Source organism: Streptomyces sp. NPDC002176, assembly GCF_044903645.1.
GTDB lineage: Bacteria > Actinomycetota > Actinomycetes > Streptomycetales > Streptomycetaceae > Streptomyces.
Genome location: NZ_JBJDQW010000003.1, coordinates 903,067 through 925,543, shown reverse-complemented (window position 1 = coordinate 925,543; position 22,477 = coordinate 903,067). Strand labels below are relative to the sequence as shown.

Below are 22,477 nucleotides of genomic sequence, written 5' to 3'. Positions count from 1 at the left end.
TGTGATGAAGTCCGCTCATGTGAGCGCGAGCGGTGTGAGGTTCCCTGTCCGTCCTCGCCGGTACCGTCACCCCATGGCTCAGAAGGCGGGGAACCCCACGGGCGAACGGCAGTTGGCCGTGCTGGAAGGCGTACTGGAGCGCATCACCTACGCCGACGAGGAGACCGGGTACACCGTCGCCCGCCTCGACACCGGCCGGGGCGGCGGCGACCTGCTCACCGTGGTCGGCGCGCTGCTCGGCGCCCAGGTGGGGGAGTCGCTGCGGATGCAGGGGCGCTGGGGCTCGCATCCGCAGTACGGCAAGCAGTTCACCTGCGAGAACTACACGACCGTCCTCCCCGCCACCATCCAGGGCATCCGCCGCTATCTCGGCTCCGGACTGGTCAAGGGCATCGGCCCGGTCTTCGCCGACCGCATCACCCGGCACTTCGGCCTGGACACCCTGCGGATCATCGAGGAGGAGCCGAAGCGCCTGATCGAGGTCCCCGGCCTCGGCCCCAAGCGCACCGCGCGCATCACCGACGCCTGGGAGGAGCAGAAGGCGATCAAGGAGGTGATGCTCTTCCTCCAGACCGTCGAGGTCTCCACCTCCATCGCCGTGCGCATCTACAAGAAGTACGGCGACGCCTCCATCTCCGTGGTGAAGAACCAGCCGTACCGGCTCGCCGCCGACGTCTGGGGCATCGGCTTCCTCACCGCCGACAAGATCGCCCAGTCCGTCGGCATCCCGCACGACAGCCCCGAACGCGTCAAGGCCGGGCTCCAGTACGCCCTCTCCCAGTCCACCGACCAGGGCCACTGCTATCTCCCCGAGGAACGCCTCATCGCGGACGCGGTCAAGCTCCTCCAGGTCGACACCGGCCTGGTCATCGAGTGCCTGGCCGACCTCGCGGCCCCCGGCGAGGAGGGCGAGGAACCCGGCGTCGTACGGGAGAAGGTCCCCGGACCGGACGGCGGGGAGCCCGTCACCGCCGTGTACCTCGTGCCCTTCCACCGGGCCGAACTCTCCCTCGCCGCCCAGCTGTCGCGCCTGCTGCGCACCGGCGAGGACCGGATGCCCGCCTTCCGGGACGTGAACTGGGACAAGGCGCTCGGCTGGCTGAAGGGCCGTACCGGCACCGACCTCGCGCCCGAGCAGGAGGCCGCCGTCCGGCTCGCGCTCACCGAGAAGGTCGCCGTCCTCACCGGCGGCCCCGGCTGCGGCAAGTCCTTCACCGTCCGCTCGGTCGTCGAACTCGCCCGCGCCCGCCGGGCCAAGGTGGTGCTCGCCGCGCCCACCGGACGCGCCGCCAAGCGGCTGGCCGAGCTGACCGGCGCCGAGGCGTCCACCGTGCACCGGCTGCTGGAGCTGAAGCCCGGCGGGGACGCCGCCTACGACCGCGACCGCCCGCTGGACGCCGACCTCGTGGTGGTGGACGAGGCGTCCATGCTGGACCTCCTCCTCGCCAACAAGCTGGTCAAGGCCGTACCGCCCGGCGCCCATCTGCTGTTCGTCGGCGACGTGGACCAGCTGCCCAGCGTCGGTGCCGGGGAGGTGCTGCGCGATCTGCTGGCCGAGGGGAGCCCGGTGCCCGCCGTCCGGCTCACCCGGGTCTTCCGTCAGGCCCAGCGGTCCGGTGTGGTCACCAACGCGCACCGGATCAACGCGGGCCAACACCCGCTCACCGAGGGGCTGGACGACTTCTTCCTCTTCGTCGAGGACGACACCGAGGAGGCCGGGCGGCTCACCGTGGACGTGGCCGCCCGCCGCATCCCGGCCCGCTTCGGCCTCGACCCCCGCCGCGACGTGCAGGTCCTCGCCCCCATGCACCGGGGCCCCGCGGGGGCCGGAGCCCTCAACGCCCTGCTCCAGCAGGCCGTCACCCCCGGCCGCCCCGACGTGCCGGAGAAGCGGTTCGGCGGCCGGGTCTTCCGGGTCGGCGACAAGGTCACCCAGATCCGCAACAACTACGAGAAGGGCGAGAACGGCGTCTTCAACGGCACCGTGGGCGTGGTGACCTCACTCGATCCGGTCGAGCAGCGGCTGACGGTGCTGACGGACGAGGACGAGGAGGTGGGGTACGAATTCGACGAACTGGACGAACTGGCCCACGCCTACGCCGTGACCATTCACCGCTCCCAGGGCAGTGAATACCCGGCCGTGGTGATCCCGGTCACCACCGGGGCCTGGATGATGCTCCAGCGGAACCTGCTGTACACGGCGGTGACCCGCGCCAAGAGGCTTGTGGTGCTGGTGGGTTCGCGCAAGGCCATCGGGCAGGCCGTACGCACCGTGTCGGCCGGTCGGCGGTGCACGGCGCTCGACTTCAGGCTCGCCGGTTCCGGACGCCTCGGCGAAAATGATCGATCAAACGAGTCGTGAAGGTCACAGAGCACTTCCGGATGCCCCGCCCAGGGGGCAGGATGAGCAGGTTGACGGCACTGAGTGCCGCCAGTGGGCCAAGTGGCGACCCCGAGTGCACTCTCCTGAGCCAAATGGGGGATGGTAGAGACAGTCAGGGCACCTCGAAGATGAGGCACTAAGTCGGTGAGGGAAGACGTGAGCGAGCACACCAAGAACGACCAGGTAGTACTGCGGGTCGGCGACGGCGAGTACACCTATCCGGTGGTCGACAGCACCGTCGGTGACAAGGGCTTCGACATCGGGAAGCTCCGCGCCCAGACCGGTCTGGTGACCCTGGACAGCGGCTACGGCAACACGGCCGCGTACAAATCCGCCGTCACCTACCTCGACGGCGAGGCGGGCATCCTCCGCTACCGCGGCTACCCGATCGAGCAGCTGGCCGAGCGCTCCACCTTCCTCGAGGTGGCGTACCTGCTGATCAACGGTGAGCTCCCGACCGTCGACGAGCTGGCCACGTTCAAGAACGACATCACGCGGCACACCCTGCTGCACGAGGACGTCAAGAACTTCTACCGGGGCTTCCCGCGCGACGCCCACCCGATGGCCATGCTGTCCTCGGTGGTCTCGGCGCTGTCCACCTTCTACCAGGACAGCCACAACCCCTTCGACGAGCAGCAGCGCGACCTCTCCACGATCCGGCTGCTCGCCAAGCTCCCGACGATCGCGGCGTACGCGTACAAGAAGTCGATCGGCCACCCGTTCGTCTACCCGCGCAACGACCTCGGCTACGTCGAGAACTTCCTGCGCATGACGTTCTCGGTGCCCGCGCAGGAGTACGACCTCGACCCGGTCGTCGTCTCCGCGCTGGACAAGCTGCTGATCCTGCACGCGGACCACGAGCAGAACTGCTCGACCTCCACGGTCCGGCTGGTCGGCTCCTCGCAGGCCAACATGTTCGCCTCGATCTCCGCGGGCATCAACGCGCTGTGGGGCCCGCTGCACGGCGGCGCCAACCAGTCGGTGCTGGAGATGCTGGAGGGCATCAAGGCCAACGGCGGCGACGTCGACTCCTTCATCCGCAAGGTGAAGAACAAGGAGGACGGCGTCCGCCTGATGGGCTTCGGCCACCGGGTGTACAAGTCCTTCGACCCGCGCGCCAAGATCATCAAGGCCGCCGCGCACGACGTCCTCTCCGCGCTCGGCAAGTCCGACGAGCTGCTGGACATCGCGCTCAAGCTGGAGGAGCACGCGCTCTCCGACGACTACTTCGTCTCGCGCAACCTCTACCCCAACGTGGACTTCTACACCGGTCTGATCTACCGGGCCATGGGCTTCCCGACCGAGATGTTCACGGTCCTGTTCGCCCTCGGCCGACTGCCGGGCTGGATCGCCCAGTGGACCGAGATGATCAAGGAGCCGGGTTCCCGCATCGGCCGCCCGCGCCAGATCTACACGGGCGTCGTCGAGCGCGACTTCGTGCCGGTCGAGCAGCGCTAACCACGTAGAAAAGCAGAAAAGCGGAAGGCGCCCTGGCGTCGGTCCCCCCACGGGCCGACGTCCAGGGCGCCTTCCCATGCCCCGGTGCGGATTCCCCCCACGGGATCCGGGCCGGGCGCTTGGAGAGACAGCGCCTGAATTCGCTGTCAGTGATGTGAAACGTGTGTGCGGTCTGCCGGGACAGCGCACGCTGGGAGGGCCGCTCAAAGCTTCCCGGTGTACGTGCCCCGGCAACGCATCTCTGAAGAAGTCCCCCAAGACGACTCCAGATGCCAGCCGGCGCCCCCCAAGACGCTGGACTGACACCGCCAACTTAGACCTTCGAACCCCTTCGATGGTTACGTTCGCGTCACTGTGATCTGCGTCTCTTGCATACGTCCCATAACTGCGCAAGAGCCCCGATACGGCTATCGGGACCCAAGCGTAAGGAAGATGCGCGAGCCTTGTGAAGAGCTTATGTGAGGTGCGCGCCGGACTCTAGGGGGACTCTTACTTCTCCTGGGCCAGCTTCTTCCCGGTGACTTCCTGGCCCGGTTCAGTGGAACCGGCGCAGCCGCAGGCTGTTGGTCACCACGAACACCGAGGAGAACGCCATCGCCGCCCCCGCGATCATCGGGTTCAGCAGCCCCGCCGCGGCCAGCGGCAGCGCGGCGACGTTGTAGCCGAAGGCCCACACCAGATTGCCCTTGATAGTGGCCAGCGTGCGCCGGGAGAGCCGGATGGCGTCGGCGGCCACCCGCAGATCACCGCGGACCAGGGTGAGGTCCCCGGCCTCGATGGCCGCGTCGGTGCCGGTGCCCATGGCGAGACCGAGGTCGGCGGTGGCGAGCGCGGCCGCGTCGTTCACCCCGTCCCCGACCATGGCGACGGACCTGCCCTCCCGCTGCAGCTTCCGGACCACGTCCACCTTGTCCTCGGGCAGCACCTCGGCGATGACCTCGTCGATGCCGACCTCGCGCGCGACCGCCTCGGCGACCGTGTGGTTGTCCCCGGTGAGCAGCACCGGCGTCAGGCCGAGGGCGCGCAGCTCGCGTACCGCCTCGGCGCTGGTCTCCTTCACCGCGTCCGCGACGGCGAGCACCGCGCGCGGCGCGCCGTCCCAGCCCGCCACGACGGCCGTACGGCCCTCCTGTTCGGCCCTGGAGCGGGCGGCGGCCAGTTCCTGGGGCAGGTCGTCCCAGAGCCGTCCGGCGGCCACCTCGTGGCCGTCCACGCGGCCGCGTACGCCACGGCCGGGGACGTTCTCGAAGTGCTCGGCGGGGGGCAGCGTGCCGACCCGCTCCTCGGCGCCCTCCGCGACGGCGCGTGCCACGGGGTGCTCGGAGGCGTGCTCCAGGGCGCCGACCAGCCGCAGCACCTGCTTCTCGTCCTCGCCGGGGGCGGTGTACACCTCCTGGAGCGTCATCCGCCCGGTGGTGACGGTGCCGGTCTTGTCCAGGACGACGGTGTCGACGCGGCGGGTGGACTCCAGCACCTCGGGGCCCTTGATGAGGATGCCGAGCTGCGCGCCCCGCCCGGTGCCGACCATCAGCGCGGTCGGGGTGGCGAGGCCCAGGGCGCAGGGGCAGGCGATGATCAGCACGGCGACGGCGGCGGTGAACGCGGCGACCGTGTCCCCGGTGACGCCCAGCCAGACGCCGAAGGTGCCGAGTGCGATGAGGATGACGACGGGCACGAACACGGCGGAGATCCGGTCGGCCAGGCGCTGCACCTCGGCCTTGCCGTTCTGCGCGTCCTCCACCAGCCGGGCCATCCGGGCCAGCTGGGTGTCGCCGCCGACCCGGGTCGCCTCGACCAGCAGCCGCCCGCCCGCGTTGACGGTGGCGCCGGTGACCCGGTCGCCGGGGGAGACGTCGACGGGCACGGACTCGCCGGTCAGCATGGAGGCGTCGACGGCGGAGGTGCCCTCCAGCACCGTGCCGTCGGTGGCGATCTTCTCGCCGGGCCGCACCACGAACCGGTCGCCCACGACGAGCGAGCCCACCGGAATCCGGGTCTCGCGCCCGTCCCGCAGCACGGTCACGTCCTTGGCGCCCAGCTCCATCAGCGCCCTGAGCGCGGCACCGGCCCGGCGCTTGGAGCGGGCCTCCAGATAGCGGCCGAGCAGGATCAGCGCGACGACCCCGGCGGCGACCTCCAGATAGATGACGGAGGTGCCCTCGGTGCGGGAGACGGTGAACGAGAAGGCGTGCCGCATGCCGGGCATGCCCGCGTGCCCGAAGAACAGCGCCCACAGCGACCAGCCGAACGCGGCCAGCGTGCCGACCGAGACCAGGGTGTCCATGGTGGCCGCGCCGTGCCGCAGGTTGGTCCAGGCGGCCCGGTGGAAGGGCAGCCCGCCCCAGACGACCACGGGCGCGGCGAGGGTCAGCGAGAGCCACTGCCAGTTGTCGAACTGGAGCGCCGGGACCATGGCCATCAGGATGACGGGCGCGGCGAGCAGGGCGGAGACGAGCAGCCGCTGCCGGAGCGCGGCCAGCTCGGGGTCGCGCTCGGCCGGTCCAGCGGATTCGCCTGCTCCGGCGGCCGGTTCGGGCTCCGGGGGCGCGGGCTCCTCGGCGGTGTACCCGGTCTTCTCGACGACCGCGATCAGGTCCGCGACCCGGACGCCGTCGCCGAAGCTGACCTTCGCCTTCTCCGTCGCGTAGTTCACGGTGGCGCTCACGCCGTCCATGCGGTTGAGCTTCTTCTCCACGCGCGCGGCGCAGGACGCGCAGGTCATGCCGCCGATGAGCAGCTCGACCCGGCTTTCGTCCGCCTCGGGCGCCGTGCGCCCCGTCTCTGCGGTGGTGCTGGTCATGCCCGGACTCCAGACATCGGACCGGACCTTACGGAATCCAGTATGAGCTGGTCGGTACGGCCCGGTCGGGGAAGGGTTTCTCGCTCAGGCCCGGCCGGTCAGCTCGAAGCCGGCCTCGTCGACGGCGGCGCGCACGGCCTCCTCGTCGAGCGGGGCCGCCGAGACGACGGTGACCTCGCCGCTGGAGGCGACGGCCTTCACCGAGCTGACGCCGGGGATCTCGGAGATCTCGGCGGAGACGGAGCCCTCGCAGTGGCCGCAGCTCATGCCGCTCACCTGGTAGACGGCGGTGACGGAGCCGGGGGTGTCGGTCTGGGCGCTCATGTCGTTCTCCTCGTCGTACTGGGGTCGTACTGGGGTGGTACTGGGGTCGTACCGGGGTGTCCTCGGGGGACCCTCACTCTTCGAACACTATACCCCTAGGGGGTATTCCCCAAGGGGGTGCCGAATGCGAGGGGAATTCACCGGCACCCTATGTATACGCCCGCTTTGTCGCAGTACGACGAACGCCCGCACGCCGTCCCGGAGGAGAGGCGCACGGGCGTTCCTGGTCGGGTGGCGTGGGCGTCAGTCGTCCCTGCGGCCCCGGTTGCCGGGTCGGGAGGCGACCCAGGCGCGCACGGTGTCGGCGTACCAGAAGGGCTTGCCGCTCTCCACGAGGTCGGGCGGTGGCAGCAGGCCGTGTTTCCGGTAGGACCGTACGGTGTCCGGCTGCACCCGGATGTGTGCCGCGATCTCCTTGTAGGACCAGAGCCTGCGGTCGGTCATGCGTCGCACCTCCTGCGCGCGCCGCGGCGGCGGCCGGGGAACGGCCGTCGGGGGAGCCGGGCGCTGTGCTGGTGATCACCAAGCCTGTGCCCGGTCAACGACGCAGAGTGACCACGAGCAAGCGGCTGTGGGCCGGGTGTGACGGAGAACCCGCGTACGCGCGACATATGTGACAGGAGGGGCGCGTTCGTGACACAACCACAGCAGAAGAGGCGGGCGTACGCCGGGCGTGGCGGGTTGACCCGTACGGGCGGGACCGTCGCGCACGCCCGCGCGCGGGGCGTTCCGCGGTGCGTTTATCAGGGGGGCGTCCGGTCTGCGGTGCGTTTATACGCCGCAGGACCTCAGGAACGCGCGGGTGCGGCGGGCGATCGGCAGCGGGCGGTCCGGCGCGCAGGGGTACATGTCCTGCTCGACGATGGCGAAGAGGTCGGTGTCGAGTTTCGCGGCCGCCTCCAGGACCGGGCCGAGGGCGGGTACCCCGGCGGGGGGTTCGCACATCACGCCCCGCGCGACCGCCGGGCCGAACGGGGTGCCGTCCGCCCGCACCCGGGCCAGGATCTCCGGGTCGACCTGCTTCAGATGGAGGTAGCCGATCCGCTCGCCGTAGGTCTCGATCAGCTCGACGCTGTCGCCGCCGCAGTAGGCGTAGTGGCCGGTGTCCAGGCAGAGGGAGACCAGGGCGGGGTCGGTGGCGTCGAGGAAGCGGGTGACGTTGGCCTCGGTGTCGATGTGGGTGTCGGCATGCGGGTGGACGACGATCGTCAGGCCGTACCGCTCCCGCACCTCGTGGCCCAGCCGTTCGGTCTGCGTGGTCAGGTCGCGCCACTGGGCCGGGGTCAGTTCGGCGGGCTCCAGTACCGCGCCGGTGCGGTCGTCCCGCCAGAAAGACGGGATGACGACCAGATGCCGGGCACCCGTCGCCCGCGTCAGCGCGGCGATGGCGGAGACGTGCTCCCAGGTCTTCTCCCACACCGCCGGGCCGTGGTGCAGCCCGGTGAAGACGGTCCCGGCCGACACCTTCAGGCCACGCCGGGCGGTCTCCTCGGCGAGCACCTCGGGGTCGGTGGGCAGATACCCGTAGGGGCCCAGCTCGATCCACTCGTAGCCGGACTCGGCCACCTCGTCGAGGAAGCGCCGCCAGGGGACCTGGGCGGGGTCGTCCGGGAACCAGACACCCCAGGAATCGGGCGCCGACCCGATACGGACGCGGGACAGTGGGGAGGACGGCATCGACGTCATGGCCGCCAGCGTGCGGGCCGTCCGAACAGGGTGTCAATAGCTGGTCCGAATGTCTGGACAAAACGTTGACAGGGCTCACCGGACCGGACTAGAAAGCCGGGGGAGAGACGTGACGAAGGGGAGTCGATGGCGAGTTCGGCGGCGTACGACCTGATCACCATGGGACGTATCGGGGTGGACCTCTACCCCCTCCAGACCGGTGTCCCGCTCGCCCGGGTGTCCTCCTTCGGCAAGTTCCTCGGCGGCTCCGCCACCAATGTCGCCGTCGCCGCCGCCCGCCTCGGACTCGGAACCGCCGTCATCACCCGTACCGGTGACGATCCGTTCGGTACGTACCTCCATGAGGCCCTGCGCGGCTTCGGCGTCGACGACCGCTGGGTCACCCCGGTGCCCGGACTGCCCACCCCGGTCACCTTCTGCGAGGTCTTCCCGCCGGACGACTTCCCGCTCTACTTCTACCGGCTGCCCAAGGCCCCCGACCTGGAGATCCACCCCGGCGAACTCGACCTCGACGCGATCCGCGCGGCCCGCGTCTTCTGGGTCACCGGCACCGGCCTGAGCGAGGAGCCCAGCCGCACCGCCACCCTCGACGCCCTCGCCCACCGCGCCCGGTCCGGCATCACCGTGTTCGACCTGGACTGGCGCCCCATGTTCTGGGCGGACCCCGACACCGCCCGCCCCTTCTACGCGGAGGCCCTGCGGCACGCCACCGTCGCCGTCGGCAACGTGGACGAGGTGGAGATCGCCACCGGCACCCGCGAACCGCACGCCGCCGCCCGCGCGCTGCTGGCCGCGGGGGTGGAGCTGGCGGTGGTGAAGCAGGGCCCCAAGGGCGTCCTCGCCGTCCACCGCGACGGCGAGAGCGCGGAGGTGCCCCCGCTGCCCGTCACCGTCCTCAACGGCCTCGGCGCGGGCGACGCGTTCGGCGGCTCGCTGTGCCGTGGCCTGCTGGCCGGGTGGGACCTGGAGACGGTCATGCGGCACGCCAACGCGGCCGGGGCCATCGTGGCCTCCCGCCTGGAGTGCTCCTCGGCGATGCCGACCCCGGACGAGGTGGCGGCCGCGCTGTCCGCCGGAGCGGTGCGATGAGCACCGCCCAGGTCGACGTGGCCGCGCTGGTCCACCTGCGCACCCGGCACCCCGAGGCGATCGCCGAGGCCGCCGCGCGCCGGGTGCGGCGCCCGCTGCTCGGGCCCAGCGAGCGGCTGCTGATCGTCGCCGCCGACCATCCGGCGCGCGGGGCGCTCGGCGCGGGCGGCCGTCCCCTCGCCATGGCCAACCGCGCCGATCTGCTGGACCGGCTGTGCGTGGCGCTGTCCCGGCCCGGCGTCGACGGGGTGCTGGCCACCGCCGACATCCTCGACGACCTGCTGCTGCTCGGCGCCCTGCACGGCAAGGTCGTCCTCGGCTCCATGAACCGGGGCGGTCTCCAGGGCGCCCGCTTCGAACTGGACGACCGCTTCACCGGACACCGCCCCGAGGACATCCAGCGCCGCCGCTTCGACGCGGGCAAGCTGCTGCTGCGCATCGACCACACCGACCCCGGCTCGCTGACCACGCTGGAGGCCGCCGCCCGCGCCGTCGACGCCATGGCGGAACGCCGACTCCCGTTGTTCGTCGAGCCGTTCCTCAGCCGACGCGGCCCGGACGGGCAGCTGCGCAACGATCTGTCCGCCGAAGCCGTCACCACCTCCCTCGCCATCGCCTCCGGACTCGGCGGCACCTCCGCCTACACCTGGTTGAAGGTGCCCGTCACGGAGAACCCGGACGACATGGCCGACGTCATGGCGACCACCACGCTCCCCGCCGTGCTGCTCGGCGGCGAGACCGGCGGCTCCCCGCAGGAGCAGGCCGCCGCGTACGAGAAGTGGCGCGGCGCGCTGCGACTGCCCACCGTGCGCGGCCTGGTGGTCGGCCGCACACTGCTGTACCCGGCGGACGGCGACGTGGTCGCCGCCGTGGACACCGCCGCAGGACTGCTGTGAGGGCCCGCATGACCAGCACCCGACTCCACCTCCCGCACGGCGAGGCCGCGAACGGCCCGTACGCGCTCGACATCGGGCCAGGTCAGGAGGGTTGGGCGTATACGCGTCTGCGCGTCGTGGCGCTGGAAGCGGGCGGCACCCATACCTTCGACACCGGTGACGCCGAATGGATCGTGCTCCCCCTGCAAGGTGCATGTACCGTACAAATTGACGAGAACGAGTTTCAGATCCGGGGCCGGGAGAACGTGTTCGCGGCAGTCTCCGACTTCGCGTACGCCCCCCGCGACAGCCGGGTCCAGATCGCCTCCGGCGCGGGAGGCCGCTTCGCCCTGGCAGGAGCGAAGTGCGAGCGACGACTCCCCGCCCGCTACGGCCCCGCGCCGGAGGTCCCCGTCGAAGAACGCGGCAGCGGCGGCTGCGCCCGCCAGGTGCGCAACTTCGCCGCCGCCGACACCTTCGACTGCGACCGGCTCATCGCCGTGGAGGTCATCACCCCCGGCGGCAACTGGTCGTCCTACCCGCCGCACAAGCACGACGAGCACCGGCCGGGGGAGGAGTCCGAGCTGGAGGAGATCTACTACTTCGAGATCGAGGACGGCGGCCTCGGCTACCAGCGCGTCTTCCCCTCCCGCCCCGGCGGCGCCGACCTGCTCGCCGAGGTCCGCACGGGTGACGCGGTGCTGGTCCCCGACGGCTGGCACGGCCCGTCGATCGCCCAGCCCGGCCACGCCATGTACTACCTGAACGTGATGGCCGGACCCGGCGCGGACCGGGAATGGCGGATCAGCTTCCACCCCGACCACGCAGGGGGTTACCGGTGACCACCAGGCTCACGGTCGCGCAGGCGCTCGTCCGCTTCCTCGCCGCCCAGTACACCGAGCGCGACGGCGTACGGCGGCGGCTCATCGGCGCCACCTGGGGGATCTTCGGCCACGGCAACGTCGCCGGGATCGGCCAAGCCCTGCTGGAACACCGGGACTTGATGCCCTACCACCAGGGCCGCAACGAGCAGGCGATGGTGCACGCGGCCGTCGGGTACGCCCGCCAGTCGAACCGCCTCTCCACCCACGCGGTGACCACCTCCATCGGCCCCGGCGCCACCAACCTCGTCACCGGCGCCGCCCTCGCCACGATCAACCACCTGCCCGTCCTGCTGCTCCCCGGCGACGTCTTCGCCACCCGCCCCGCCGACCCCGTCCTCCAGCAGCTCGAACTCCCTTACGCGGGCGATGTGTCGGTGAACGACACCCTGCGCCCGGTGTCCCGGTACTTCGACCGCGTCACCCGCCCCGAGGCCCTGATCCCGGCCGCGCTGGCGGCGATGCGGGTGCTCACCGACCCGGTGGACACCGGCGCCGTCACCCTCGCCCTCCCGCAGGACGTGCAGGCGGAGGCGTACGACTGGCCCGAGGAGTTCTTCACCGACCGGGTGTGGACCGTGCGCAGGCCCGGTGCCGACCCGGCCGAACTCGCGGAAGCGGTACGGGAGATCAGGGCGGCCCGGCGTCCCCTCGTCGTCGCGGGCGGCGGGGTCCACCACAGCCGCGCCGAGGACGCGCTCGCGGAGTTCGCCGCCGCCACCGGCATCCCGGTCGCCGCCACCCAGGCGGGCAAGGGCTCCCTGCGTCACGACCATCCCCAGGACGTGGGCGGCATCGGCCACACCGGCACCGACACCGCCGACGAACTCGCCCGCACGGCAGACCTGGTGATCGGGATCGGCACCCGCTGGACCGACTTCACCACCGCCTCCGGCACCCTCTTCGCAGACCCCGGTGTCCGCTTCCTCAACCTCAACATCGCGCCCTTCGACGGCCACAAGATGGCCGGACTCCCGCTGATCGCCGACGCCCGCAGCGGCCTCGGCGAGCTGACCGAGGCGCTGGGGATGCACGGGTATCGGGTGCCGGACGCCCTGGTGGCCGGGTACACCGAGGGCAAGGCCCGCTGGGAGGCTCGCGTGGACGCCTGCTTCGCCGCCGAGGACCCGGACGCGGTGCCGACCCAGGCCCAGGTGATCGGCGCGCTGGACGCCCTGGTGGACGAGAGCGACATCATCGTCAACGCCGCCGGTTCCCTCCCCGGCGACCTGCACAAACTCTGGCGGACCCGCGCCCGCGACCAGTACCACCTGGAGTACGGCTACTCCTGCATGGGCTACGAGATCCCCGCCGCCCTCGGCGTGAAGCTCGCCGCGCCCGAGCGGCACGTCTGGGCGCTGGTCGGCGACGGCACCTATCTGATGATGCCGACCGAGATCGTCACCGCCGTCCAGGAGGGCGTGGCGGTGAAGATGGTGCTCATCCAGAACCATGGGTACGCGTCCATCGGCGGGCTGTCCGAGTCGGTCGGCGCCGAGCGCTTCGGCACCGCCTACCGCTACCCCGCCGAGGACGGCACCCTCACCGGGCCGCCGCTCCCCGTCGACCTCGCCGCCAACGCGGCCAGCCTCGGCATGCGGGTGCTGCGCGCCCGGACCATCTCCGACCTGCGGACCGCCCTCGCCGAGGCCCGCGCCGCCGACACTCCCACTTGTGTCTACGTGGAGACCGAAACGTCCGACAGTGTGTCGGGCGCGCCTGGGGCCGCGGCCTGGTGGGATGTTCCTGTGGCCGAGACCGCGACCCGACCGTCCGCGGTCAAGGCACGCGAGCTGTACGAACGGCACCTGCCGGCCCGCCGCCGCCATCTGTAGAAGGAGCCCGAGGACATGACGAAGATCGTCAACCACTGGATCGGCGGCAAGACCGCCGAGGGCGCGTCGGGCTCGTACGGCCCGGTCACCGACCCGGCGACCGGCGAGGTCACCACCAAGGTCGCCTTCGCCTCCGTGGAGGAGGTGGACGCGGCGGTCGCGGCCGCCAAGGACGCCTTCGCCACCTGGGGCCAGTCCTCGCTGGCCCAGCGCACCTCGATCCTCTTCAAGTTCCGTGCGCTGCTGGACGAGCACCGCGACGAGATCGCCGCGCTGATCACCGCCGAGCACGGCAAGGTGCACTCCGACGCCCTGGGCGAGGTCGCGCGCGGCCTGGAGATCGTGGACCTGGCCTGCGGGATCAGCGTCCAGCTCAAGGGCGAGCTGTCCACCCAGGTCGCCACCGGCGTCGACGTGGCCGCGATCCGGCAGCCGCTCGGCGTGGTCGCGGGCATCACCCCGTTCAACTTCCCGGCGATGGTGCCGATGTGGATGTTCCCGCTGGCCATCGCGTGCGGCAACACCTTCGTGCTGAAGCCGTCGGAGAAGGACCCGTCGGCGGCTCTCAAGCTGGCGGAACTGCTGGCCGAGGCCGGGCTGCCGGACGGCGTCTTCAACGTCGTGCACGGCGACAAGGTGGCCGTCGACCGGCTGCTGGAGCACCCGGACGTGAAGGCGGTGTCCTTCGTCGGCTCCACCCCGATCGCCCGCTACATCCACACCACCGCCTCCGCCCACGGCAAGCGCGTCCAGGCCCTCGGCGGCGCCAAGAACCACATGCTGGTGCTGCCCGACGCCGACCTCGACGCGGCCGCCGACGCCGCCGTGTCCGCCGCCTACGGCTCGGCGGGCGAGCGCTGCATGGCCATCTCGGCGGTCGTCGCCGTCGGCTCCATCGGCGACGAGCTGGTGCAGAAGATCCGCGAGCGCGCCGAGAAGATCAAGATCGGCCCCGGCACCGACCCCACCTCGGAGATGGGCCCGCTGATCACCAAGGTCCACCGCGACAAGGTGGCCTCCTACGTCTCCGGCGCCGCCGACGAGGGCGCCGAGGTGGTGCTCGACGGCACCGGCTACACCGTGGACGGCCACGAGAACGGCCACTGGATCGGCATCTCCCTGCTCGACAAGGTGCCGACCAGCGCGAAGGCGTACCAGGACGAGATCTTCGGCCCGGTGCTGTCCGTGCTGCGCGTCGACACCTACGAGGACGGCGTCGCCCTCATCAACGCCTCCCCCTACGGCAACGGCACCGCGATCTTCACCCGCGACGGCGGCGCCGCCCGCCGCTTCCAGCTGGAGATCGAGGCGGGCATGGTCGGCGTCAACGTCCCCATCCCGGTCCCGGTCGGCTACCACTCCTTCGGTGGCTGGAAGGACTCCCTCTTCGGGGACCACCACATCTACGGCAACGACGGCACGCACTTCTACACCCGCGGCAAGGTCGTCACCACCCGCTGGCCCGACCCGTCCGACGCCCCCGCCGGAGTCGACCTGGGCTTCCCCCGCAACCACTGACCCGCGCGCACATCCGGGCCCCGAGACAGCACCCGCTGCCTCGGGGCCCGGTCTTTTTTCGGCCACCGCCTGCGGTTCCCGTACGGGCGAGAAGGGCGCGGGCGCCTGCGAGATGCTGCCGTTCACGTCACCAAAAGGTGTTCAGGGCTGCGGATTTCGTAGGTGAACAGCCATTGACGTGATGGTTTTCGTCGGTGTTCGATGCAGCGCCGGGAGCGAGACGTACGACACACAGCGAGCCGCCGGAGGCGATACCGCTCCCGCCCGAATCCTCACCGCACGAGTCGATCGGACGCCGCATGACCGACACGCTCCGCCCCGCCGAGCCAGCCACCGCCGAAGAGACCGGCGACGGGAGGCAGAAACTCAAGCGGTCCATCGGCGTCGTCGGCGGCACCCTGCTGACCCTCTCCTGCGTGACGCCCGCCTCCACCCTCTTCGTGGTCGTCCCCGACCTCTTCGGCACCCTCGGCACCGCGACCGCCCTCACCATCGCCATCGGCTCCCTGCTCTGTATCGCCGTGGCGTTCTGCTACGCCGAGCTGGGCACCCTCATCCCGAGCGCGGGCGGCGAGTACGCCATGGTCTCCACCCTCGCCGGACGGCTCACGGGCTGGCTGGTGTTCGTGCTCTCCCTGCTGGTCGTGATGATCGTGCCGCCCGTCATCGCCATGGGCACCGCCGACTACCTCGCCCCCCTCGTCCACCTGGACCCCGCGCTCACCGGCGCGGGCGTCATGCTGCTCGCCACCCTCGCCGGACTGCTCGACCTGCGCGCCAACGCCTGGATCACCGGCGTCTTCCTGGTCCTGGAGGTGATCGCGGCGGCCGTCGTCGCGGTGCTCGGCTTCTCCCACGCCCACCGGGGCGTCGGCAGCCTGGTCTCCATGGAGGTGGCGGGAGCCCATGGCACCGACCCCGTGACCGCCCTGCTGGTCGTCTCCGGTCTCGCCATCGCCCTCTTCGTCACCCAGGGCTTCTCGACCGCCGTCTACCTCTCCGAGGAACTGGAGCACCCGCGCCGGGACGTGGCCCGTACCGTGCTCGCCACCCTCGCCATCTCCACCGTGATCATCCTGGTGCCGGTCGCCGCCATCACCATGGGCGCCACCGACCTGAGGGAACTGACCGGCGGCGACCTCAGTGCCATGGTGACGGCCTGGTCCAACACCGCCGTCGGCACCTTCGTCAGCCTCTGCGTCGCCCTGGCCATCGTCAACGCGGGCATCGTGATGGTCATCCAGAACTCCCGCGTCCTGTTCGCCTCCGCCCGCGACAAGGCATGGCCCGCCCCGGTCAACAGCCTGCTGTCCCGGCTCGGCCGCTTCGGCTCGCCCTGGGTCGCCACCCTCGCCGTCGGCGTCCCCGGCGCGCTGTTCTGCTTCGTCGACCTGGACACCCTCTACGGCGTCACCGGGGTCTCCGTCACCGGCATGTACCTGCTCGTCGCCATCGCCGCCCTGCGGGGCCGCCGCGACAGCCACCGGCACCTCCCCGCCTGGCGGATGCCGCTGTGGCCCGCCGTGCCCGTGCTACTCATCGCCGTCCTCGGCTACGTCCTCGTCCAGCAGGACCCCGCCTACCTGCTGTGGACCGGTGGCATCACCGCCGTCGCCACCCTCTACTGGGCGCTGTACCTGCGGCCCCGCCGCGACACCCACTGGCTGGTCTCGCTCCCCGAGGACACCGAAGCCTGACCGTGCCTGACCGGGGAGACCCCTACCGCGCCCGCAGTACACCCGGCCGGGACCGTACTCCCGAAGGAGGGGCGGGGGTTCAGCCCGGCGGCGCCGTCCGGCGGGGAGGGCGGCCCGTACCGTTGGGTCATGGATCTTCGAGTGTCCCGGCTGCTGAAGAGGCCCCGGCGGGCCGCCGCCGCGCTGGGGGCCGCCGTACTGCTGGCGGCCACCGGCACCTGGACGGCGACCGCCTCCGACACGCCCCGCCCGCACCGTGACGACCAGGTCCTGACCATGGCGGACGGCACCCGCGTGGACACCTCCTACTTCACCTCCGGGGGCGGCGGCCGCCGACCGGCCGTCCTCCTCGCCCACGGCTTCGGCGGCAGCAAGGACGACCTGCGCGCCCAGGCCGAGAACCTCGCCGGACACGGATACGCCGTACTCACCTGGTCCGCACGGGGGTTCGGGCACTCCACCGGGAAGATCGGGCTGAACGACCCCGCACACGAGGTCACCGACGTCTCCCGCCTCATCGACTGGCTGGCCAAGAGGCCCGAGGTCCGCCTCGACAAGCCCGGCGACCCGCGCGTCGGCATCGCGGGCGGCTCCTACGGCGGCGCGATCTCCCTGCTGGCCGCCGGACACGACCCGCGCGTCGACGCCATCGCACCCGCCGTCACCTACTGGGACCTCTCCGACGCCCTCTTCCCGAACGGCGTCTTCAAGAAGCTGTGGACCGGCGTCTTCTTCAACTCCGGCGGCGGCTGCGGGCAGTTCGAGCCCGACCTGTGCCAGATGTACCAGCGCGTCGCCCAGTCCGGCATCCCCGACGCCGACGCCCGCGCACTGCTCCAGCGCCGCTCGCCCTCCGCCGTCGCCGCCCGCGTCAAGGTCCCCACCCTGCTCTTCCAGGGCCAGACCGACTCCCTGTTCACCCTCGCCCAGTCCGACGCCGCCGAGCGCGCGATCCGGGCCAACGGCGCGCCCGTCAAGGTCGACTGGATCGCGGGCGGCCACGACGGGGGAGACCTGGAGACCGACCGGGTCCAGGGGCGGATGCGGGACTGGTTCGACCACTACCTCAAGGGCTCGTCGGTCGGCACCGGGCCCGCCTTCCGGATCACCCGCACCGGAGGCGTCGACTCCACCGACGGCAGCACCCGCAGCCGGGGCGCCACCGCCAGCGCCTACCCCGGCCTGCGTGGCGACCCCCGCACCATCGCCCTCGGCGGCCGCGAGCAGCGCGTCACCAACCCGGCAGGCGCCAGTCCGCCCGCCGTCTCCGCCCTGCCCGGCCTCGGCGGCGGCGGCCTCGCCCAGCTCTCCGCCCTCGGCACCGGCGTCTCCTTCGACTTCCCCGGCCAGTACGCCAAGTTCGACGCGCGCCCTCAGCGCACCGCCCTCCGCGTCACCGGCACCCCGACCGCCCGCGTCCACGTCACGTCCACCACCGACGACGCTGTCCTCTTCGCCAAGCTCTACGACGTCGGCCCGAGCGGCGGCCAGGTGCTCCCCGGCCAGCTCGTCACCCCGCTCAGGATCACCGGCGCCAAGTCCGGCAAGGACGTCACCGTCACGCTCCCGCCCGTCGACCACGAGGTGCAGCAGGGTCACCGGCTCCGCCTGGTCCTCGCCTCCACCGACCTCGGCTACGCCTCCCCGAACGCCCCCGCGACCTACACGGTCTCCCTCAAGGGCCCCCTGAGCGTGCCCACGGCCCCCGCCGTCACCACCGCGGCCACCCCGCTGCCCTCCTGGGTCTGGTGGCTCCCCCTCGCGGGCGCCGCAGCGGCCCTCGCCCTCCTCCTCACCACCCGCCGCCGCACGAGCGCCCCCGCTCCCGACCCCGAGCTGGCCGAAGTCCCCCTGCTCATCAACGACTTGAGCAAGCGCTACACCCGCTCCTCCGACCGGTACGCCGTACGCGACCTCTCCTTCCGAGTCGAGAAGGGCCAGGTGCTCGGCCTGCTCGGGCCCAACGGCGCGGGCAAGACCACCACCCTGCGCATGCTGATGGGCCTGATCCGGCCCGACGGCGGCGAGATCCGCGTCTTCGGCCACGCCATCCGCCCCGGCGCCCCCGTCCTCTCCCGCGTCGGCGCCTTCGTGGAGGGCGCCGGTTTCCTGCCCCACCTCACCGGCCGGGAGAACCTCGAGCTGTACTGGCGGGCCACCGGCCGCCCGCCCGAGGACGCCCACCTGGACGAGGCCCTGGAGATCGCCGGACTCGGCGACGCCCTGGCCCGCGCGGTACGCACCTACTCCCAGGGCATGCGCCAGCGCCTGGCCATCGCCCAGGCCATGCTGGGCCTGCCCGACCTGCTGATCCTGGACGAGCCCACCAACGGCCTGGACCCGCCGCAGATCCGCGAGATGCGCGAGGTGCTGATCCGCTACGCGGCCGCCGGGCGCACCGTCATCGTCTCCAGCCACCTGCTCGCCGAGGTCGAGCAGTCCTGCACCCACCTGGTGGTCATGGACCGCGGCCGACTGGTCGAGGCGGGCGGGGTCCGGGACATCGTCGGCTCCGGCGACACCCTGCTCGTCGGCACCGGCACCCCCGTCGCCGAGCCGGTCGTGGAGAAGGTGGCCGCGCTGCCCGGCGTCGCCTCCGCGGTACGCGCCGAGGACGGGCTGTTGGTCCGCCTGGAACCCGGCACCACCGCGGGCGAACTCGTAGTCGACCTGGTCCGGCTGGAGGTGCCCGTCCTCTCCGTCGGCCCGCACCGGCGTCTGGAGGACGCCTTCCTCACCCTGATCGGAGGCTCCGCGTGAGCACGCTCACCGAGACCGCGGCGACGGCACCCGGTTACCGCGCCTCCCGCACCCTGCCCGTACGGGTGGAACTCGTCCGCCAGCTCGGGCGGCGCCGCACCCTCGTCATGGGCGCGATCCTGGCCGCGCTGCCGCTGATCCTGCTGGCCGCGTTCGCGATCGGCGGCGACCCGGCCGGACGGGGACGCCGGATCACCCTGATGGACACGGCCACCGCGTCCGGCGCCAACTTCGCCGCCGTCAGCGTCTTCGTCTCGGCGGGCTTCCTGCTGGTCATCCCGGTCGCCCTGTTCTGCGGGGACACCGTCGCCTCCGAGGCGGGCTGGTCCTCGCTGCGCTATCTGCTGGCGGCACCTGTGCCTCGGGCGCGGCTGCTGTGGTCCAAGCTGGTGGTGGGGCTGGGGATGAGCCTGGCCGCGATGATCCTGCTGCCCACGGTGGCGCTGGCCGTGGGCACGGCCGCGTACGGCTGGGGTCCGCTGCTGGTGCCGACCGGCGGGGCGGTGGAGGCGGGGACGGCGGTCGGGCGGCTGGCCGTGGTGGTGCTGTACCTCTTCGTCTCGCAACTGGTCACGGCCGGGCTCGCGTTCTGGCTCTCCACCCGGACGGACGCCCCGCTCGGCGCGGTGGGCGGCGCGGTCGGCCTGACCATCGTCGGCAACGTCCTGGACGCCGTGACGGCCCTCGGCGACTGGCGGGACTTCCTGCCCGCGCACTGGCAGTTCGCCTGGGCCGACATCCTCCAGCCGAACGCCGAGTGGGCGGGCATGGCCCAGGGCGCCTCGGTGTCGGTCACCTACGCCCTGGTGCTTTTCGCACTGGCCTTCCGGGGATTCAGCCGCAAGGACATCGTGTCCTGACCGGTTCCGGAAACACGGCGGCGGCCCACCGGTCGGAACCGGTGGGCCGCCGCTGCGAGGGCTCGATCAGCCGTTGCCGGCACCGTTGCCGGACAGCGCGGAGATGTCGTCCAGGATGTGGGAGAGCGGCTCGTCGCCCTTGGCCTGGGTGGAGTTCTCGACGCACTGCTGGTTCTGCGGCGAGGACAGGACGGGGATGTCCTGGATGCCGACGTTGACCAGGGCCACCAGCGACTGGGCGTTGAGCTTCGCGGGCAGGCCGATGCAGGGCTTGTTCAGCGAACCCTGGACCAGAGCCAGCTGCGGGCTCATGTTGCCGTACGTGGCCGAGTTGCCGAACGACTGCGAGGCGCCGTTGCCGCTGAACGACGTGGTGCCGTGGTCGTCACCGATGGCCAGGGCCTGCGGGGCGGCCGCGCCCGCGAGACCGGCGACGGAGGCGGCGACGGCCGCGGTTGCCCACAGCTTCTTCATGTTGGTTCCCTTCGAAAGGCGGACTCCGGGGAGGAGCTGCGTGATCGTCAACGGGTCGGCGGGCGTCGGGGTTGCGGTCTTTGACCCTATCGGGGTAGCGCATTCCGATAAGTTCACAAACGCCCCCCTTGTCGCACCCGCTCCCGGAAACACCGACGGGCCGCCGGTCGTGTCGGCGGCCCGGAGGGCCGGGCCCCGCGCGGGGCCCGAGAGCGTGCGGCGGCTCAGTTGTTGGCGGCGCCGTTGCCGGACAGCGCGGAGATGTCGTCCAGGATGTGGGAGAGCGGCTCGTCGCCCTTGGCCTGGGTGGAGTTCTCGACGCACTGCTGGTTCTGCGGCGAGGACAGGATCGGGATGTCCTGCACGCCGACGTTGAGCAGACCCACCAGGGACTGCGCGTTGACCTTCGCGGGCAGACCGATGCAGGGCTTGTTCAGCGAACCCTGGATGAGCGCCATCTGCGGGCTCATGTTGCCGTACGTCGCGGAGTTGCCGAACGCCTGGGAGGCGCCGTTGCCGCTGAACGACGTCGTGCCGGTGTCGTTGCCGATGGCCAGGGCCGGCGACGCGGCGGCGGAGACGCCGGCAACGGACGCGGCGACCGCGGCGACGGCCAGAACCTTCTTGATCACTTGCGATTCCCTTCTGGAGAAACCCCGTCCATCGGAGTGCCCGGCTCAACTGCCGGGCCGGGGGCGGGGTTGCTGCCGTTCACCCGGATGGCCGACGGAGCGCGCGGGAAATCGGCCGCGCGCCGTCAGGAGAATTCCGTCTCCTCCGTGCACCCGAAAAGATCCGATCGGGTGACTTGCCGCAACCAATCGGCGCCCTCCCGGTTGATGTCTCCGCAGGAACGAACGTCTGGCGAGCAGCCAGGAAAGCGTCTGGCGAGCAGCCAGGAAAGGAAAGCGAAATGCTGAAGAAGGCAATGGCCGCGGCGGCGGTCGCCGCGTCCTTCGTGGGCGTGTCGGCGGCGGCGGCCCCTCAGGCGCTTGCCATCGGCAACGACACGGGCACCACGTCGTTCAGCGGCAACGGCGCCACGGAGGCGTTCGGCAACAACGTGACCAACGGCGACCTCAGCCCGCAGGCCACGCTCGTGCAGAGCTCCCTGAACAAGCTCTGCGTCGGTCTGCCGGTCAAGGCCAACGTCCAGTCGGTGCTCGCCCTGATCAACGTCGGCGTCCAGGACATCCCCGTCCTGTCCTCGCCGCAGAACCAGCAGTGCGCCGAGAACTCCACCCAGGCGAAGAACGACGAGCCGCTGTCGCACCTCGTCGACGACGTCTCCGTCCTCGCGGGCAACGGCGTCGCCAATAACTGACGCACGCGCGAGCGCTCGTAAAAACCGCCCGGCGGCACGGATTTCCGTGCCCCGGGCGGTTTTCGCTGCTCCATGCTGTCAATTCCCTGGGGGCGTTCGAGTGAATTGACAGGCGACGCGCGTTCCATAGTTTCTTCCGCCGTCTATTCCTCGTTCTACAGCCTGCCGGTCATGGTGCGAGCCGTTCAAGCTGTGCTCGCTCGGTTTCGGCCGTCACAAGGCATGACCGCAGAGAAGGGAAAGACCATGAAGAAGAGCGCTGCTGTCATCGCCGGCGCCATCCTGGCTCTGGGTGGGGCGGCTCCCGCCTTCGCCGACGCCGGTGCCGAGGGTGCCGCGGTCGGTTCGCCGGGTGTGCTGTCCGGCAACGTGATCCAGGTCCCGATCCACATCCCCGTCAACGTTTGCGGTAACTCCGTCAACGTCATCGCCCTGCTGAACCCGGCGTTCGGCAACACCTGCGTCAACGACTGACGCGCATAACGCAAGGCACCAGCCCCACGGCTGCGTACA

The 22,477-nt window shown here is 71.3% G+C and carries 18 protein-coding genes; 12 read left to right on the top strand and 6 right to left on the bottom strand.

What is annotated here, in order from left to right; all coding sequences use genetic code 11:
• The first annotated feature begins 73 nt into the window (after positions 1–73).
• Both ACI2LY_RS18055 and ACI2LY_RS18050 read left to right on the top strand, forming a co-directional pair.
• Positions 74–2,362 (top strand): ATP-dependent RecD-like DNA helicase, encoded by a 2,289-nt coding sequence (locus tag ACI2LY_RS18055; RefSeq protein ID WP_404707977.1) that lies wholly within the window; start codon positions 74–76, stop codon positions 2,360–2,362.
• Positions 2,363–2,539: 177 nt separating this feature from the next.
• On the top strand, positions 2,540–3,841 hold the full coding sequence (locus tag ACI2LY_RS18050) for a citrate synthase (RefSeq protein ID WP_388993874.1): 1,302 nt from the start codon (positions 2,540–2,542) through the stop codon (positions 3,839–3,841).
• A 535-nt stretch (positions 3,842–4,376) separates the two neighbouring features.
• On the opposite strand, the gene ACI2LY_RS18045 is transcribed toward ACI2LY_RS18050, so the two are convergent.
• From ACI2LY_RS18045 to ACI2LY_RS18030, 4 genes are all read right to left on the bottom strand, one after another.
• On the bottom strand, positions 4,377–6,641 hold the full coding sequence (locus tag ACI2LY_RS18045; protein ID WP_404707976.1) for a heavy metal translocating P-type ATPase: 2,265 nt from the start codon (positions 6,639–6,641) through the stop codon (positions 4,377–4,379).
• 84 nt (positions 6,642–6,725) lie between these two features.
• A complete protein-coding gene (locus ACI2LY_RS18040; RefSeq protein WP_031182388.1) occupies positions 6,726–6,965 on the bottom strand; it encodes a heavy-metal-associated domain-containing protein in 240 nt (79 codons plus the stop codon).
• Positions 6,966–7,208: 243 nt separating this feature from the next.
• Positions 7,209–7,409 (bottom strand): helix-turn-helix transcriptional regulator, encoded by a 201-nt coding sequence (locus ACI2LY_RS18035; RefSeq protein ID WP_404707975.1) that lies wholly within the window; start codon positions 7,407–7,409, stop codon positions 7,209–7,211.
• 327 nt (positions 7,410–7,736) lie between these two features.
• Positions 7,737–8,651: a sugar phosphate isomerase/epimerase family protein gene (locus ACI2LY_RS18030; RefSeq protein WP_404707974.1), complete on the bottom strand. Its 915-nt coding sequence runs from the start codon at positions 8,649–8,651 to the stop codon at positions 7,737–7,739.
• Positions 8,652–8,777: 126 nt separating this feature from the next.
• Here ACI2LY_RS18030 and iolC point away from each other — a divergent pair, with 126 nt between their 5' ends.
• From iolC to ACI2LY_RS17990, 8 genes are all read left to right on the top strand, one after another.
• Complete coding sequence (iolC, locus tag ACI2LY_RS18025) at positions 8,778–9,740, top strand: 5-dehydro-2-deoxygluconokinase (RefSeq protein ID WP_404707973.1); 963 nt, start codon at positions 8,778–8,780, stop codon at positions 9,738–9,740.
• Positions 9,737–10,636 carry a deoxyribose-phosphate aldolase gene (locus ACI2LY_RS18020; RefSeq protein WP_404707972.1) on the top strand — a complete coding sequence of 300 codons (900 nt, stop codon included), beginning with the start codon at positions 9,737–9,739 and terminating at the stop codon, positions 10,634–10,636. The genes iolC and ACI2LY_RS18020 overlap by 4 nt, the downstream gene beginning before the upstream one ends.
• Before the next feature lie 8 nt (positions 10,637–10,644).
• Positions 10,645–11,457, top strand: a complete 813-nt coding sequence (iolB, locus tag ACI2LY_RS18015; RefSeq protein WP_404707971.1) for a 5-deoxy-glucuronate isomerase — start codon at positions 10,645–10,647, stop codon at positions 11,455–11,457.
• Positions 11,454–13,331, top strand: coding sequence for a 3D-(3,5/4)-trihydroxycyclohexane-1,2-dione acylhydrolase (decyclizing) (iolD, locus tag ACI2LY_RS18010; RefSeq protein ID WP_404707970.1), 1,878 nt, complete (start codon positions 11,454–11,456; stop codon positions 13,329–13,331). The genes iolB and iolD overlap by 4 nt, the downstream gene beginning before the upstream one ends.
• A gap of 15 nt (positions 13,332–13,346) precedes the next feature.
• On the top strand, positions 13,347–14,849 hold the full coding sequence (gene mmsA / locus ACI2LY_RS18005) for a CoA-acylating methylmalonate-semialdehyde dehydrogenase (protein WP_388993851.1): 1,503 nt from the start codon (positions 13,347–13,349) through the stop codon (positions 14,847–14,849).
• Between the two features lie 299 nt (positions 14,850–15,148).
• Complete coding sequence (locus tag ACI2LY_RS18000) at positions 15,149–16,546, top strand: APC family permease (protein ID WP_393913642.1); 1,398 nt, start codon at positions 15,149–15,151, stop codon at positions 16,544–16,546.
• 129 nt (positions 16,547–16,675) lie between these two features.
• Positions 16,676–19,306, top strand: a complete 2,631-nt coding sequence (locus tag ACI2LY_RS17995; protein WP_404707969.1) for an alpha/beta fold hydrolase — start codon at positions 16,676–16,678, stop codon at positions 19,304–19,306.
• The gene (locus ACI2LY_RS17990; protein ID WP_404707968.1) at positions 19,303–20,166 is read left to right on the top strand and encodes an ABC transporter permease; all 864 of its coding nucleotides are present in this window, start codon (positions 19,303–19,305) and stop codon (positions 20,164–20,166) included. Before ACI2LY_RS17995 ends, ACI2LY_RS17990 begins: the two co-directional genes overlap by 4 nt.
• Positions 20,167–20,232: 66 nt before the next feature.
• Here ACI2LY_RS17990 and ACI2LY_RS17985 read toward each other — a convergent pair whose 3' ends face one another.
• Positions 20,233–20,640: a rodlin gene (locus ACI2LY_RS17985; protein ID WP_131589631.1), complete on the bottom strand. Its 408-nt coding sequence runs from the start codon at positions 20,638–20,640 to the stop codon at positions 20,233–20,235.
• Between the two features lie 224 nt (positions 20,641–20,864).
• On the bottom strand, positions 20,865–21,272 hold the full coding sequence (locus ACI2LY_RS17980; protein WP_404707967.1) for a rodlin: 408 nt from the start codon (positions 21,270–21,272) through the stop codon (positions 20,865–20,867).
• Positions 21,273–21,553: 281 nt separating this feature from the next.
• On the opposite strand from ACI2LY_RS17980, the gene ACI2LY_RS17975 reads away from it, so the two are divergent.
• Entirely contained in the window at positions 21,554–21,964 is a 411-nt protein-coding gene (locus tag ACI2LY_RS17975) for a rodlin (RefSeq protein WP_030816673.1), read from the top strand.
• A gap of 246 nt (positions 21,965–22,210) precedes the next feature.
• The gene (gene chpD, locus ACI2LY_RS17970) at positions 22,211–22,438 is read left to right on the top strand and encodes a chaplin ChpD (protein WP_404708172.1); all 228 of its coding nucleotides are present in this window, start codon (positions 22,211–22,213) and stop codon (positions 22,436–22,438) included.
• The last annotated feature ends 39 nt before the right edge of the window (positions 22,439–22,477 follow it).